The following is a 15,838-nucleotide window of genomic DNA, read 5'->3' on the forward strand; positions in this document are numbered from 1 at the left end:
ATAGGGTTTTACGTGGAATCTCGTACACAATATATCTATGATGCCTTTGCAGACTTACGCCAGCGTATTTCTGAACACTCCCCATTCGATCAAACAGACCTTAGCCCAGAGGAAGAAGATTTTCTGGAAAAATGGGATGTATTAATGACGTCGATCGAGTCCAGCAGCCCTGATTACACCTTTGAAGCGCAAGATTTATTGTCTCGTTTTATCCGCTGTTATGCGAACCTAGTGCCACTCATTAAGCGCGAGTTACTTTGGTTTGTCGGTGGCGAATGCTTACACTTTTTAGGTGATGAAGAAATGGCACTTTACCAACAGTTAGAAGACCAACTTTATGCACTAGAGGCACAAAATACCCCATACGATATTGCTAAAGAAATTGCCACCTTAAGGGGTGACTCCTTACCAGTGCATTAAGATAAAGGGCGAGAAGCTCTCACCCTTACCGGCTTCAAGAAACTTTCTTGAACACCAAGGTTCCGTTCGTGCCACCAAAGCCAAATGAGTTGTTTAATACCACCTCTATTTTGCGCTTTTGCGGGGTAAAAGGAACATAATTCAGATCGCAGCCTTCACCGGGTTCTTCCAAGTTAATGGTCGGAGGCGCGACTTGGTCACGAATGGCCAAGATAGAAAAGATTGACTCCACTGCACCAGAAGCCCCTAGCAAGTGCCCTATCATTGACTTGGTTGAGCTGATAGCAACATCAGAAGCATCTTCACCCAACACAGACTTGACGGCCTGGGTTTCCGCCAAATCCCCTGCCGGCGTCGACGTGCCGTGGGCATTAATATAATCTACTTTGTGGGCAGGAATATCAGCATCGATTAAGGCTGCCCGCATAGCTGAGGCAGCTCCTTCACCACTCACTGGCGGCGCGGTCATATGGTGAGCATCGTCACTCATACCAAAACCTGCTAGTTCAGCATAAATCGTCGCGCCACGAGCAACAGCATGCTCATACTCTTCTAGTACCAAGATACCTGCACCATCCCCCATAACAAAACCTTCACGGTTTTTATCCCAGGGACGACTCGCTGTTTTAGGGTCGTCATTTCGAGTGGAAAGCGCTCTTGCCGCTCCGAAACCACCAATCCCCAACGGAGTGATGGCCATTTCTGCACCACCGGCAATCATCACATCGGCATCACCATAGGCAATCATTCTGCCGGCTATACCGATATTATGAGTACCTGTCGTACAAGCCGTCACAATAGAAATATTCGGTCCTTTGAAGCCAAAACGAATGGCTACATGACCTGAAATCATATTTATAATGGCACCTGGTACAAAGAAAGGCGAAATACGCTTTGGGCCAGATTCATTTAATAATTCAAGGTTCTTTTCGATCATTGGTAGACCACCAATGCCAGAACCTATCGCGCATCCTACTCGAGATAAATTCGTGCTGTCTTCATTGATGCCTGAATCTTCAAGGGCTTGCACTGTAGCGGCAATACCGTATTGAATGAATAGATCCATTTTACGAGCTTCTTTCACACTCATATATTGAGTGGCATCAAAATCGCTTACTTGTGCTGCAAAGCGCGTGGAAAATAAGCTGGTATCAAAAGATGTAATGTCAGAAACGCCACTTTTGCCTTCTAATACATTATCCCACGTATCCTTCACATTGTTGCCAAGGGGCGTCACCATACCCAAACCTGTGACCACAACCCGACGACGAGACATAGAACTCCTCCAGTAAAATGCCCAAAAAACTTAAAGGGCTATCAATAAGAAAAGCCGCTGTACGGAATACAAGCGGCTTTTCGGGAAACTCAGTTCACCAAGATATTACAAGTTAGCGTTGATGTAGTCGTTCGCTGCTTGTACAGTGGTGATTTTTTCTGCTTCTTCATCAGGAATTTCAGTATCGAATTCCTCTTCAAGAGCCATAACTAGCTCAACTGTGTCTAGGGAATCGGCACCCAAGTCATCAACGAAAGATGCTGAACTAACAACCTCTTCCTCTTTAACACCTAGTTGTTCGCAAACGATTTTTTTAACGCGTTCTTCAATGCTACTCATTAGAAGTTCCTACTCTACTCGGTTAACAGCTCATTGTGAGCATATTATAATATTCTTACCTATACGGTGTGATTCACAACAAGAACCAGACCTGTATTTTCGTTGAATTGAATCAAAAATTCAACACAAATTACGACATATACATACCGCCGTTGACATGCAACGTTTCACCAGTGATATATGCAGCGCCAGAAGACGCTAAAAATGCGACAGCCGCCGCAATTTCTTCGGGTTGACCAAGACGTGCAGAAGGAACTTTTTCGACTAATTTAGCCTTATGCTCTTCTGGCAACACCTTAGTCATATCAGTTTCAATGAAGCCTGGAGCAACACAGTTAATAGTGATGCCACGTGAAGCGATTTCTGCCGCCAATGAACGACTAAAACCTTCCAAACCAGCTTTTGCAGCTGAGTAGTTAGTTTGCCCACCGTTGCCCATAGAACCAACAACAGAACTAATGCTGATTACACGACCAAATTTCGCTTTAGTCATGCCACGCAAACAAGCCTTGGTAACACGGAAAACAGATGTCAGGTTAGTGTTTACCACTTGCTCCCATTCATCTTCCTTCATTCGCATCATTAAGTTATCACGAGTAATGCCCGCATTGTTCACCAAAATCGTTGGTGCACCATAAGCCGCATTAATCTCTTTGATCACAGCGTCAACAGATTCGGAAGAAGATACATCGAGCACCCAACCTTTACCCTTGCCACCCAAGTACTCACTGATACTCTGAGCACCAGTTTCGCTGGTCGCTGTACCGATTACGGTCGCTCCCTGCTCTGCCAGCAAGGTTGCAATGGCTTTACCAATACCACGAGTTGCCCCTGTTACAAGCGCAATCTTTCCTTCAAGACTCATATCACTGTCTCCATATAATAATTTTAAACACTTAGATTAAGCAGATAGTGCCGCTTCAAGACCCGCAAGATCGCCAAGCGAAGCGGCACCCAAACCTTTAACGATGCGCTTATTCAAGCCACTCAAGACCTTACCCGGGCCACACTCTAGGGTAGACGTTACACCCAGACCCGATAGCAACTCTACAGATTGCGTCCATAATACAGGCTCGCTCAGCTGAGACACTAGGTTTGCCTTAATGATAGCTGCATCTGATACAGCCTTAGCCGTAACATTTTGCACCAAAGTACAAGTCGGCGCGCTGAATTCAATAGACTCTAGTTTTTCAGCCAGTTTTTTACCAGCAGGGATCATCAGCTCACAGTGAGAAGGCACACTTACTGGCAATGGCAGAGCACGTTTAGCGCCTGCCTCTTTAGCATTTGCCATAGCCTCTTCAACGGCAGCGACATGACCAGCAATAACCACTTGTCCCGGAGAATTAAAATTCACCGCACTAACTATACCGTTAGCGCTCTTACAAGCCGCGACAACCTGATCATCAGCCAAACCGATAATAGCCGCCATAGCACCAGTACCAGCAGGAACTGCCGCTTGCATAAACTCACCACGCAACTTCACCAATTCAACAGCATCGGTAAATTTGATCACGCCTGCACACACCAGCGCCGAATACTCACCTAGGCTGTGACCGGCAACATAAGCAGGCTGCTCGCCACCAAGTTGTTGCCACAAACGCCAAATAGCAACACTCGCCGTTAGCAAAGCGGGTTGAGTTTTATCTGTTTGACTTAGCTTTTCAGCGTCATTTTGCACAAGATCCCACAGATCATAACCCAACACTTCAGATGCCTCAGCGAAGGTTTGACCTATTGCATCGTGTTTTTCAGCCAAATCCGCCAACATTCCCAACTGCTGAGAACCTTGACCCGGAAAAACAAACGCTAATTCAGTATTCATTACATTTCCTCATTACAAAGGCGCGCATCAATTGCAGAACAAAGATCCGCACGCGCTATATCAATTCCATATTCAATCGCGCCGACAATAGCCGCACGATCAGAACTACCATGACCTTTTACCAAATTGCCACCAACACCCACTAAGCAGGCACCATGTCGGCGTTCAGTTTGGTAAAAACTCTCAAAAAAACCAGGCGTATTAGAACCAAGAGACTGAATCTGACCTAGCAAGAACTTAAGTAAACCTTCTGAGGCCTTTAAGACTGCGTTACCAACCATGCCATCACACACAATGACATTTTTTTCACCATGAAAAAGCTCACTACCTTCGGCATAACCTAAATACACTGGCCAGCTTTTTGCCGATAGAAGACGGTCCGCTTCTTTAATAACAGAGCTACCCTTTGAGTTTTCGACGCCGACATTAAGCAAACCAATGCGCGGCGGTACGTCACTCAAGGCTTCTACATAAGCTGCCCCTAATTGCGCAAAACCTTGCAACATAGTCGCGGGACAATGGACATTAGCACCAAGATCCACCAAACAACGCAGCGGCCTGGAATGCAATTCACGTATTAACGCAGGGTAAAGCTTAGGTCGCAACAAACCCAGTACATGGCGAGCCAAGGCTACCATAGCACCAGTATTTCCCATAGTTACCACTACACTACTGCGCTGTTCCTTAAGACTTGTCAACGCTTGAAAAAGGGTACTATCGCAACGACGAAATAGCCCGCGAGTCACCTCTTCATCAACGGCAATTGTATCATGGCAAGGTATTAGGGACAGTCGCGCGTGAGGCGCAGGAAGCTCAAGATGAACATCTGGAGCATAAAATATATCGATCGCTATATCTGGGTATTGAGACAGCACTTCGAGCGCGCCTTCAAAAGCAATGCGGGGACCTAAGTCCCCGCCCATAGCGTCTAAAGCTACCCTGATCATGGGTATCTTAGTTACTCACCTTTAGGAGTGATAACTTGACGGCCACGGTAAAAACCATCAGCAGAAACGTGATGACGACGGTGTAATTCACCAGTAGTCTGTTCTACAGAGAGCGTTGCGCCTGTCAAAGCGTCATGTGAACGGCGTTGGCCGCGGCGTGAACGAGTCACTTTACTTTTTTGTACTGCCATTTTTGGAGCTCCTAACTTTTACTTGGCTTTCAATTTAGCCAATATACTAAATGGATTCGGTTTTTCGTCATCCGGTGCGTCATCGGTAGACGAGGCATACTTTACAGCTGTTGGGTTGCAACCACTTTCTTCGTGATAAGCGACAATAGGCAAAGCAAGTATAATTTCTTGTTCCACCATATCTGCCAAGATTACGTCACCATCGGTCATGACAACAGGGTCGTAATCAGCCGGTATATTTTTCGCATGGTCTTCGTCATAAACGAATGCCAAGGATAAATCTAACGTCAGATCATGTGCTACAGGCCCCATACAACGCTGGCACACAATTTGTACCTTTGCTGTTAATGTACCTGTGGCAATGTAGCGCCTATCCTCATCAACTCTAAAGTCTAGATGAATAAAAGCATCACCCTCATCCGACGCCAAGAGAGCACATAGCTCCTTAAACTGGTTAAGGGGTATATTCCCATCAATCGCTGACTCATGGTTAGCGTATTTACGAGGGTCAAAATATTTAGGTAATGTGTCATTCAACATGGCGGCAAATAATATTGCCAAGCCGCCCTATTGTCAAAGTCTAAGTGCCTTGAAAGCCATTTATTTCGCTGTTTTTGTGCATATATTCAGAAAAAGAGTAAAATCTTCAAACATTCTTAGATCACGATGCATTTTTATGACCCCAAAATTAGTTTTAGGCTCTTCATCAAGCTACCGTAAAGCACTCCTAGAAAGACTCAGAATCCCCTTTGATTGCGTGAATCCAGACATAGACGAAACCCCTAAAGCAGAGGAATCTGCTGAACAATTGGTACAGCGCTTAACCTTAGAAAAAGCTCAAAGTGTTTGTCAACAACTTAATAGTGAGCACGCTCACTGCGTTATCACTTCAGACCAAGTTGCCTTGATCAACAACAAAATACTTGGCAAACCTAAGAACCATCAAACCGCCGTTAAACAACTGCAAAGCTTTAGTGGTCAGGCGGTGTCCTTTTTAACTGGGCTCGGCGTTTATAACACCCAAACAGAGCAGCAAAGCTACCGCTTAAATGTTTACAAGGTGTACTTTAGAGCACTAACGCTAAGTGAAATCGAGCGCTACGTACAACTAGAGCAACCTTTCGATTGTGCTGGCAGTTTTAAATGTGAAGGTCTGGGAGTGACTTTATTTGATAAAATGGCAGGAGATGATCCCAACAGCTTGATTGGATTACCCTTAATCGACCTTTGCGCTCTACTAAGAGAGAACAGCATCAACCCATTAAGCTAATAGCTTAATTTTTTAAGTCCTCGTAAACAAAGGAGATACGCCCTTCAGATAGTTCCTCGCGAGCAACATTAGCCACATTCAAAAAGCGCACCTTATCACTTAGCCTTGGCCCCAGTGCCAAGGATATGTCTGAAATATATTGATCAGCTCTTGCGATCGCCGACAATCCACCTTCTTGTTTGGCTGAAACATAAGCTACAACCGTTTCACCAGCAGATAAATCATTCAAGAATCGTCTAATGCGAGGCACATCTTGGGCGTCCATCTGAGCAACCAGATCAAAACCTAGACCCTGTGGTGCCGCCATCTTGATTTCATCAAGACGCACCATAATGTCCCCTGTACCTCGACGGTTTAGGTACATTAGTTGATAAACACTAGCCTCTTGCACTACCAGCAAAGTTTGGTTTTGATCTCCACCATACAACAAATATTCTTTAAAGAAGTCATTCGCCCAAGCATTACTGCTACCACAGTCACGACTATGACATTCAAAAACCACAGCGTTATTAGTAGTTGCAATAGCGTCTCGATAATAGCGCTCTACATCCGCTAACACGGCATTACGATGAATTTTATAGAGCGACTGATACGCTTCCGCCTTGACTCGCAACACCTCTTCTGGCTCCCAGCCGCGCCCAGCACGCTTTATTGCACCAAGAGGAATTTCAACAGAAACATCTTCTTTTGTTGAGCTTTTAATAAGTTGAGCATCTTGATAAGGCGCAATGTCTGCCACTCCCGCATGAAGCTTTGGTAAGGATAGTAGCAAGGCTGCAACAAAGGTTATTTTTAAACTTTTTTTAACTAAGGCCTGTGGTGTTTTATTCATAATTATTCTGCCTAATAAATCGTTGGATTTCCGCCCTGACAGCAGGTGCCGTTATGGGTTCCAAATGAAAGTGATGATTCCCCGGTAACCACTTAGTCACCACGACAGGTATTTGTTCCACTCTTTCTTGCAACCTTACATCGTCGGATGAAAACAACCCCTGCTCTGCAAACAGCATAAGCGTAGGGCAAGTAATCTTCGCCATGAATTCCCGCACGCTTTCTTCGTCCATTTTATAAGGAGAAGGAAATTTTAAAGCACTATCATGGCGCCAGAACCATTTGCCGTCGCTGCCTTGATAGCTTCCTCGGACAACCAGATGTTCCGCTGCCTCCATTGATAGGGAGGTAAAACCTTGACTACGAGCCATTATCATAGCGTCCATAGAGTCGTAGCCCTTAACGCTGCGGCCAGCATTAACATGCATCGACTTAATGGCTTTTACTAAGGAAGTAACTCTTTCTGTGGCTTTCTCAACAAGGGGGCCTACTGAATCCAAAACGATAAGTTTCGAGATACTTTCAGGCAGGATGGCGGCCACCAAAATCGCCACAGCACCGCCTAAACTATGACCTAACAATACCACTGGCCCCTGTTGCTGACGAATGAGATAAACCACATCCTGAACATAGTCCCATAAATGATAAAAGCTACCATTTCCCCTATGATCCGAAAGCCCGTGTCCCGCCAAATCAATTGCCAGACAACGATAGCCACCAATGTAAGGCAAGCACTGCAGAAAGCTCGCACCATTGTCCAGCCATCCATGCAATGCAATCAATACCGGTGCATCACTCTCATCATTCGACCAACTTTGGCCTCGCAGTTGAGTATGAGGCAAAGAAAATACAAGCTGCTGAGCTTCCATCAAGAATCCCTCATTAAGATGAAGGCGAGATAAACCATTGATATTGCGCACATGCCATATACCAATCGTCAGACTCCAAGCAAACCAATGTCGCAGTCGTCATACCAAAATCTCTCGGCAAAGGCGCATCCGCTAAATATGCCACAAGTTCATAAGCAAAAGGCTGGTGAGTAACAAGCAAGATAGATTCGAAAGGCTGATCAACCAACCAATCCGCAATTTGCATAGCTTTGCCATAGGGCGTAATCAAAGCATTAGTATCACGAGGTGGTACATTACCGAGCTGATCACAAAATATGTCAGCGGTTTGTTGAGCACGAAGATAAGGACTCACCATCACCGCATCTAACACTAAGCCCTTAGCTGAAAAGTCTTTAGCCGTAGCACTGACTTCTTGGCGACCAAATTCTGTTAACTGACGCTGCTCATCAGCCACATCATAACCATAGGGTTCGGCCTCCCCATGGCGTAAGACATACAGACGTTTAAGCTTCTTCATCCGTATCTACCTGGGGCCAGGATTGAAATGGAAAAGGCTTATCTTCAGACTTGTAAGACAGGAATTCAAAAGTCTGCTGAATAAACAGAGCCACACTACGCAACCATGACGCTAAGGTTTCTGGGTGGTGGCGTGAGCCAAATTTAATAATACTGACAATAATCAATAAGATTCCAAACACAGTGATGGCCACATTAAGCAGTGCCCAATACACCAACATAAAAATCAACCTGAACCAAAACCCTTGTTCTGCATAACCTGATTTAGACATTTTTCACCTCATCATTTGTCGCAAATTCGACATCCCATTTTTGCTCGCCAGTCATCATAGAGCCAATCAATGACTCCAGTTTAGCACCTTCAAATAATAATTTTGATAAGCCATCTGCGAGGGGCATATAAAGCTGATGATTATTTGCTTCAGCCACCACCATGCGCAAGGTATTTACCCCTTCAGCCACCTCACCGATACTATCAATAATCTCTTCTAAGCTTTTACCAGAACCAATGCCGTAGCCAACTCGGTAGTTTCGGCTCAATGGCGAAGTACAGGTAGCTATTAAGTCACCCATACCTGCCAAACCTAAGAAGGTCATAGGGTTAGCACCAAAGTGCACCGCAAAACGGCTCATTTCCGCCAAACTACGCGTCATAATCATCGACATGGTATTTTCACCAACGTTTAAGGCTTTTGCTAAACCACACACAATGGCGTAAATATTTTTTAGCGCACCAGCCAGCTCAACCCCCTTGGTGTCCGCGCTCTCATAAACTCGAAAAGTCGGCGATTTTAACAACTCGATCGCATACTTACGTACCGCTTCGTCATGACTAGCCACCACACTGCCAGTCATGTGGCCGGCGGCAATCTCCTTGGCTAAATTAGGACCACTGAGCACGCCAATTTTTTGCGTCACGGAATTACGCTTAAGTATGTCACTCATCAATTCAAAGTGCTGAGGGTTAAACCCCTTAGTGGTGCTGATCAGAATTTTATCCGCCGTCAGCAAGGGCTCAATATTCTGCACCACTTGCTCAAAGGATTTGGAAGGAATCGACACAAAAACCGTATCGCTTTCGCGAATAGCCTGTTCAAGGTTACTAGTAGCCAACAACTCTCGATGCAAAGGCGAGTCCGGCAAATAGCGGCTATTTAAACCTGTTAAATTGATTTCTTCCACTTGCTGTTCATTGCGCATCCATTGGCTAACTTGGTGACCATTTTTAGCCATAATATTGGCCAACACAGTACCAAAACTACCGCCACCCAATACACAAACAGAATGTTTCATTTCATACGTCCTTTACCAATCTATTCACTAAGAAGAGCAACTTACTTCTAGTGATTTCGCCCAACCCGGAGCCCTGCGAGCCAATGCTTCGCAAGCCGGATGCTCATCGAAGGGATGTGTAATAAGGTTTAACAAACGCCGGAACGGTAGGTAATCCCCCGCCTCAGCGGCCTGAATCGCTTCGTGCGCTAAATAATTCCGCAATACATACTTGGGGTTTACCGCTAACATCCCCTGCTGTACTTGCTGCCAATCTTTACCTTGTAACGAACGAATAGACATATATTCATCCAACCATGTACGAAGGCGTTCTCTGTCGATCACCTCATCAAGCAGCAAGCTGTAATCGTCTGCACTAAGCAGACTTAAACTGCGTAAGAATAAACTATAATCCAGCTTTTCCTGACTCAATATAGTGACAAGAGATGGCCATAATTTATGAAGATCCGCCACGTCACTTAACCCTAACTTTTGTAGCATCAGGCTATCATAGTGGCTTTGCAAAGCGGTTTCATAGGTTTGCAAAATAGCGACCAGCTGGTCTCGCGTTAAATGATTCGAGAAACAACGCATTAAACAATTGAGATTCCACAAGCCTACACCCGGTTGTCGGTTAAAAGCGTATCGACCTTCATAGTCAGAATGATTACAAACCCAACTTTCCTCATAGTCTTCCATAAAGCCAAAAGGGCCGTAATCTATGGTTTCACCGGTAAAAGAGAAGTTATCCGTATTCATAACACCGTGCTGAAAGCCAAAGGACTGCCACTTTGCAATCATGTGAGCGGTTCGCTCGACCACTGACAGCAACATATTTTCGAGGGGAGATGACGTCTCTAAGCATTCAGGGTAATAATGGCTCAAACAATATTGAATAAGCGCATCCAACTCATCCGCCATGCCTCGAGAAAAGAAGTACTCAAAGTGACCAAAGCGGATATGACCATTGGCTGTGCGCAATAACATAGCCCCCATTTCTGGGGTTTCACGATAAACAGCTTCTCGACTATCGAATAATGCCAATGCCCTTGAGGTAGAAACACCCAAGGCAAACATGGCCTCAGAAGCCAGATATTCACGCATACATGAGCGCAATACTGCCCGACCATCACCACGACGAGAATAAGGGGTAGGCCCTGCCCCCTTCATGTGTAGATCAATCAGCTTACCTTGTTGATCAACAACCTCCCCTAACAGTACCCCGCGACCATCACCAAGCTGAGGGGAATAGCCGCCAAATTGATGGCCCGCATAGACCATACTAAGGCTAGCGGCTATAGATTGCTCACCACTTAGTTGGGCAAGTGTTTCACTGTCTTTAAGGTCGATGGCAAGGTTGTCAGCGAGCGTTTGGTTGCATTCAACCAAACGCTGCTCTAAGAGAGGCTGGATAAGTGCTTTCGAATAGAAAGACTCACCCAGAGTAGAAAAGTTGTGCTTTAAACGCATCTCAACTCACTTATCAATAAAGTGCAATTATGAAGACGTATTTACCATATATTCACAGCGGATCGATTCACCAACGACCTTTTCGATCTCAGGGATCATAAAAGCATCATCTTCACTGGCAAAGCTCACAGACTTACCGGTTTCACCACCACGGCCTGTACGGCCAATACGGTGTACATAATCTTCAGGGTCTTCTGGAAGCGCGTAATTCACTACCAACTCAACGTTATCTACATGGATACCACGTCCAGCCACGTCCGTTGCTACAAGCACTTGAATGCGACCGTCTTTAAAACCCTTGAGGGTTTTTACTCGTTTGTCTTGGGCAACTTCACCGGATAAAATCGCGCAATTGATGTTGGCTTTATGCAAGCGCTCATACAAGTCACGGGTTTCATCTCGACGGTTGGCAAAGATGATAGTACGCTGACCACCGTTCTCTTCTATTAACTGCTTAAGCACAGGCCACTTCTGCTCTGCCTCAACGGTGTAAATCACCTGCTCTATATTTTGGTTAGTGGCCTCTTTTGGTACCACAGACACTTCTTTCGGGAAGTATGTCCACTGGCGGGCTAAGGCTTGCACATCCTTCGGGAAGGTCGCACTAAACAACATGGTTTGACGCTTTTCTTTATGTGGCGTCATACGAATAATGCTCTTAACATCTGGAATAAAGCCCATAGACAACATACGGTCGGCTTCATCCAGTACTAAACATTCCACCTTATTCAGCAACACTTTCTTGCTGCGAGCAAAGTCTAACAAACGACCCGGTGTGGCCACCAATATATCAACTTGTTCGGTTTGCAGCGCGATTTTTTGCTTTTCATAACTTAAACCGCCTACTAACGAAACCACATTCAAATGACAGTTGGCGGTTAATTTTTCTGCTTCATCGGCGATCTGCAGAGCCAACTCGCGAGTTGGCGCGATGATCAGACCGCGAGCCAGATTATTAGGGCGCGCTTCTTCTAGAGGGTAGTCTAAGAAATCACTGATCATAGCAATCAGGAAGGCTGCAGTTTTCCCCGTACCCGTTTGCGCCTGACCAATAATGTCATAACCCAATAGTGTCATAGGCAGCGTTTCAGCTTGAATCTCACTGCAATGCTCAAAGCCCATTTCCGCAATGGATTTCAATACTCGATCGGGTAGATTAAGATCGTGAAATCGCATTTTGCCTTCGACACTTTCTACCACGAAGTCATCGATAGACCACAAGCCTTGCTTGCCAGAATCTTGTTGATTATTTGCTGCAGGGGCCGCAACTTGAGAAGACTCTGTAGCCTCGTGATTACGAGGACGCTTGTTTTGGCGACGGGTACGTTTTGGTTTTGTAGTGCTTGCAGGTGATGCGTCTTGAGTTTGGTTTTCCATATTGGAATCTTTGCTTCTTTAATCGAGTGAAATTAATGTTTCTTTGAGTGAAGTGTACCTAATTGAGTGGCGTTTATCACCCTTTCTTCTGCTTACTTAGTCTTCTATTGATAACGATACGGGGGCAGACTGTTGATTAACTGGGAGCCATATCGCTTGGTTTTTAAACGTTTATCTAATATGTGTATTTCACCACTGTCTGTTTCACTCCTTAATAAACGTCCAGTAGCCTGTACCAGCCGCAACGAAGCATCAGGAATAGTGATTTCCATAAATGGATTGCCACCGCGTTTCTGTATCCATTCTGCCAAAGTGGCTTCAACTGGATCATCCGGCACAGCAAAAGGTATCTTCGCTATGTAAACACAGGTTAGATAATCACCAGGAAGATCGACCCCTTCAGCAAAGCTTGCCAAGCCAAATAAGAGACTTCCTTTACCTTCATCTATTTTAGCTTTATGAGAGTCCAAAATAACGCGCTTAGACTGCTCTCCCTGAATCAGCAGTATTTCCTGTAAGCCAGCGCTGACAGATTGCGCCACTTCTTCCATCTGTTTACGGGACGAGAATAATACCAAGCTGGCTTTTTGGGTTTCCACTTTGTCGTTCAAATACTCAATAATTTCACTAGTATGAAGGTCTGCCCGATTAGGCTCGTTAACCATATCAGGCACGACTAACTTACCTTTACCATTGAAATCAAAGGGACTGATCACCCGTAGGTATTCACTATCTTTGGGTACACCAGAGCGCATATTAAAACGATGAAATTGATTGAGGGCGGTTAAGGTGGCCGATGTCACCACAGCCCCAAAACATTTGTCCCATAACTGCTGCCTTAAGGTATTAGCCGCCAATATGGGTGAACCGCCCAACTCAATATCTTGCTCCATGCCCTGCCCCGTCAGTAACAACCATCGGGCATTAGGCGGATAATTTAGATCATCTAAACTTGAATACAGGCGCCACAGCTCAACACACTGCTCAAGACGTCCTAAGATCACCCCCAGAATCGGTTGCCATGTTTCAGCCGTTTCTGGGGTAACTCCCATACCTTCATTTTGTTTGGTTTTTTTACACTCGTCCTGAATGCTTTCAATATTATTGAATAACTTCTGGTAAGAGGTTTGCAAACTGTAAGCCAGCTGACGCAATTCATCTGGCACCACGCCAAATTCAAATCTATGTTGGTTATTATCTTGATCTAGCCCTAAGCCTTGAATATATGGGGCTAGGCCTTGTTGCGCGTATTGAATAAAGTTGGTAATGGATTGAATCTGTTGCGGGATTTTCAACAAGAGCTGCCCGGTTAAACTCACATCATCCGTTAACTCTTGCTTAAGATTGACAAGGTTTTTTTCCAGCTGACGCAACCAAGAAATACTCTGCTGTAAACGCACTTCATGACGAAAATGACCGATGGCTTTATCGGGCAAATGGTGGCCCTCATCGAATACATAGATGGTTTCTTTCGGGGCACTCAAAATAGCACCGCCCCCCAAAGATAGATCCGCTAACACCAAATCATGGTTAGCAACAATCACATCTGCTACTTCAATTTCGGCCCTAGCCTTAAAAAACGGACAAGCTGAGTAATTAGCACAATTTCGGTTCGTACACTGCTGATGATCCGTCGTTAAGCGGCGCCAATCTTGTTCACGTATAATCCCAGACCAATTATCTTTGTCGCCATCCCATTCCCCTTCAGATATGGCAGTATCCATTTCTTGATAGAGCACAGTATTCACATCGTCAGACTGTAAATGCTGCTCAAACAAACCTGCAAACATATCATCTATGGCTTGCTCTTCGGTACTCAAATAACCTTCTAGATTATTTAAACAAAGATAGCGCCCCCGACCTTTCGCCAAGGTATATTTAAAGGCAAAATCCGTATGCTCCAATAAATTTGGTAGCTCTTTATGAAGTATCTGCTCTTGCAAGGCGACCGTGGCAGTCGATATCACCAACTTCAATCCCTTAGCCTTAGCAATCGGAATCGCCGCCAGACAGTAGGATAAGGTTTTACCTGTACCCGTTCCCGCCTCAATCACAGCCACATGCTTTTCTTCTAAGCGGTTGCCCTCGCTGTCTTGGCGAATATTCCCCAACGTACGAGCGATAGCACCGATCATTTGGCGCTGACCTACTCTTGGTTTATGGGACTTAGCGTCAAGGGAGTCACGGTAAGCTTGTTGGATTTGTTTTTTAAGTTCGTCTGAAAGCATTTAATTTATTGAGTATCGTGGATAATGCTGTATATAATAACAGTTACTGTATAAACAACCAGATGACCTATGATTAAATTAACCAAAAGACAATCTGACGTACTAGAAACCATTCGCGAATTTATTAATGAAACAGGTTTCCCGCCAACACGAGCAGAGATCGCGAGGCGATTGGGCTTTAAATCCCCTAATGCCGCCGAGGAACACCTTAAAGCCTTGGCGAAAAAAGGCGCGATCGAAATGCTATCTGGTGCTTCCCGCGGGATTCGTTTAGTCGAACAAGCCGCCAACGAAGCAAGCGACGAGCTCGGCTTACCCGTTATCGGCAAAGTCGCTGCTGGCTACCCTGTTTTAGCCCAGGAGAACATTGATTCACATGTAAGCATCCCTGCTGCGATGTTTTCCCCAAAAGCAGATTACTTTTTATCTGTCACCGGTACCAGCATGAAAAATATTGGCATTATGGAAGGCGACCTACTAGCTGTCCATAAAACCACTACCGTGCGTAATGGCCAAATTGTTGTTGCTCGAATTGGTGATGAAGTTACTGTAAAACGCTTTGAGCAAAAGGGCAGTAAAGTAAGACTAATCCCTGAAAATGAAGAATTCAATGACATCATAGTCGACCTTGAAAGCGAAGAATTTGCCATTGAAGGCCTTTCCGTCGGTGTCATTCGTCAAGGCTTATAACGACCTTAAAGTACTCGCCAATAAAAAAGGTGAAGCGAAGGCTTCACCTTTTTTATTTGTAATATCGCCTCTAGTGGAGAATTTTCGGGCGCATATCCCCTTCTAAAGACTCGGTCTCTTCACCAAAAGTTTGCTCATCTGAATACACAAAATCGATACCCGCATGAAACATACACTTTGCCAACTCAAAATAACGTTCTTTCAGGTAAGATTTAGTATCGTCAGAGATTTGCAAGGTCGCTAATGGTTCAGTTTCTTCACCATCTTCACTGGCAGGACGCAACACAATGTCACCATTATCTAACTCTACAATTTCTAAATAGGACTCTTTCATT

General features: G+C 45.0%; 19 protein-coding genes. 3 read left to right on the plus strand and 16 right to left on the minus strand.

Annotated elements, in window-relative coordinates; genetic code table 11:
- Nucleotides 1-12: 12 nt before the first annotated feature.
- Complete coding sequence (locus tag ABJF92_RS06320) at nt 13-420, plus strand: PA2817 family protein (RefSeq protein ID WP_446814963.1); 408 nt, start codon at nt 13-15, stop codon at nt 418-420.
- A 34-nt stretch (nt 421-454) separates the two neighbouring features.
- Here the strand turns inward: ABJF92_RS06320 and fabF are convergent, their stop codons facing one another.
- From fabF to ABJF92_RS06355, 7 genes are all read right to left on the minus strand, one after another.
- The gene (fabF, locus tag ABJF92_RS06325; protein ID WP_446814964.1) at nt 455-1,696 is read right to left on the minus strand and encodes a beta-ketoacyl-ACP synthase II; all 1,242 of its coding nucleotides are present in this window, start codon (nt 1,694-1,696) and stop codon (nt 455-457) included.
- A 105-nt stretch (nt 1,697-1,801) separates the two neighbouring features.
- Complete coding sequence (gene acpP / locus ABJF92_RS06330) at nt 1,802-2,035, minus strand: acyl carrier protein (protein WP_115896560.1); 234 nt, start codon at nt 2,033-2,035, stop codon at nt 1,802-1,804.
- 130 nt (nt 2,036-2,165) lie between these two features.
- Nucleotides 2,166-2,900: a 3-oxoacyl-ACP reductase FabG gene (fabG, locus tag ABJF92_RS06335; protein WP_446814965.1), complete on the minus strand. Its 735-nt coding sequence runs from the start codon at nt 2,898-2,900 to the stop codon at nt 2,166-2,168.
- Between the two features lie 36 nt (nt 2,901-2,936).
- Nucleotides 2,937-3,860, minus strand: a complete 924-nt coding sequence (fabD, locus tag ABJF92_RS06340) for an ACP S-malonyltransferase (protein ID WP_446814966.1) — start codon at nt 3,858-3,860, stop codon at nt 2,937-2,939.
- Complete coding sequence (locus tag ABJF92_RS06345) at nt 3,860-4,807, minus strand: fatty acid synthesis protein (RefSeq protein WP_446814967.1); 948 nt, start codon at nt 4,805-4,807, stop codon at nt 3,860-3,862. Before ABJF92_RS06345 ends, fabD begins: the two co-directional genes overlap by 1 nt.
- Before the next feature lie 11 nt (nt 4,808-4,818).
- Nucleotides 4,819-4,998 (minus strand): 50S ribosomal protein L32, encoded by a 180-nt coding sequence (rpmF, locus tag ABJF92_RS06350; RefSeq protein ID WP_347984321.1) that lies wholly within the window; start codon nt 4,996-4,998, stop codon nt 4,819-4,821.
- A gap of 18 nt (nt 4,999-5,016) precedes the next feature.
- Nucleotides 5,017-5,559: a YceD family protein gene (locus ABJF92_RS06355; RefSeq protein ID WP_446814968.1), complete on the minus strand. Its 543-nt coding sequence runs from the start codon at nt 5,557-5,559 to the stop codon at nt 5,017-5,019.
- A gap of 115 nt (nt 5,560-5,674) precedes the next feature.
- Here ABJF92_RS06355 and ABJF92_RS06360 point away from each other — a divergent pair, with 115 nt between their 5' ends.
- A complete protein-coding gene (locus ABJF92_RS06360) occupies nt 5,675-6,268 on the plus strand; it encodes a Maf family protein (protein ID WP_446814969.1) in 594 nt (197 codons plus the stop codon).
- A 4-nt stretch (nt 6,269-6,272) separates the two neighbouring features.
- Here the strand turns inward: ABJF92_RS06360 and ABJF92_RS06365 are convergent, their stop codons facing one another.
- The 8 genes from ABJF92_RS06365 to dinG form a co-directional block, all read right to left on the minus strand.
- Nucleotides 6,273-7,100, minus strand: coding sequence for a DUF4892 domain-containing protein (locus ABJF92_RS06365; RefSeq protein ID WP_446814970.1), 828 nt, complete (start codon nt 7,098-7,100; stop codon nt 6,273-6,275).
- The gene (locus tag ABJF92_RS06370) at nt 7,093-7,968 is read right to left on the minus strand and encodes an alpha/beta fold hydrolase (protein ID WP_446814971.1); all 876 of its coding nucleotides are present in this window, start codon (nt 7,966-7,968) and stop codon (nt 7,093-7,095) included. Before ABJF92_RS06370 ends, ABJF92_RS06365 begins: the two co-directional genes overlap by 8 nt.
- Nucleotides 7,969-7,981: 13 nt before the next feature.
- Nucleotides 7,982-8,467, minus strand: a complete 486-nt coding sequence (gene sixA / locus ABJF92_RS06375) for a phosphohistidine phosphatase SixA (RefSeq protein ID WP_446814972.1) — start codon at nt 8,465-8,467, stop codon at nt 7,982-7,984.
- Nucleotides 8,454-8,738: a DUF4389 domain-containing protein gene (locus ABJF92_RS06380; protein WP_446814973.1), complete on the minus strand. Its 285-nt coding sequence runs from the start codon at nt 8,736-8,738 to the stop codon at nt 8,454-8,456. The genes sixA and ABJF92_RS06380 overlap by 14 nt, the downstream gene beginning before the upstream one ends.
- Nucleotides 8,731-9,759, minus strand: coding sequence for an NAD(P)H-dependent glycerol-3-phosphate dehydrogenase (locus tag ABJF92_RS06385; protein WP_446814974.1), 1,029 nt, complete (start codon nt 9,757-9,759; stop codon nt 8,731-8,733). The genes ABJF92_RS06380 and ABJF92_RS06385 overlap by 8 nt, the downstream gene beginning before the upstream one ends.
- Nucleotides 9,760-9,786: 27 nt before the next feature.
- Nucleotides 9,787-11,208 (minus strand): protein adenylyltransferase SelO, encoded by a 1,422-nt coding sequence (locus tag ABJF92_RS06390; protein ID WP_446814975.1) that lies wholly within the window; start codon nt 11,206-11,208, stop codon nt 9,787-9,789.
- A 27-nt stretch (nt 11,209-11,235) separates the two neighbouring features.
- Nucleotides 11,236-12,585: a DEAD/DEAH box helicase gene (locus tag ABJF92_RS06395; protein WP_446814976.1), complete on the minus strand. Its 1,350-nt coding sequence runs from the start codon at nt 12,583-12,585 to the stop codon at nt 11,236-11,238.
- A gap of 104 nt (nt 12,586-12,689) precedes the next feature.
- A complete protein-coding gene (gene dinG / locus ABJF92_RS06400; protein WP_446814977.1) occupies nt 12,690-14,813 on the minus strand; it encodes an ATP-dependent DNA helicase DinG in 2,124 nt (707 codons plus the stop codon).
- A 69-nt stretch (nt 14,814-14,882) separates the two neighbouring features.
- On the opposite strand from dinG, the gene lexA reads away from it, so the two are divergent.
- Nucleotides 14,883-15,503, plus strand: coding sequence for a transcriptional repressor LexA (gene lexA / locus ABJF92_RS06405; RefSeq protein WP_446814978.1), 621 nt, complete (start codon nt 14,883-14,885; stop codon nt 15,501-15,503).
- A 70-nt stretch (nt 15,504-15,573) separates the two neighbouring features.
- On the opposite strand, the gene ABJF92_RS06410 is transcribed toward lexA, so the two are convergent.
- The gene (locus ABJF92_RS06410; protein ID WP_446814979.1) at nt 15,574-15,837 is read right to left on the minus strand and encodes a hypothetical protein; all 264 of its coding nucleotides are present in this window, start codon (nt 15,835-15,837) and stop codon (nt 15,574-15,576) included.
- Nucleotide 15,838 lies beyond the last annotated feature (1 nt).

This window comes from Marinomonas sp., from assembly GCF_039940335.1.
Classification (GTDB): Bacteria; Pseudomonadota; Gammaproteobacteria; order Pseudomonadales; family Marinomonadaceae; genus Marinomonas.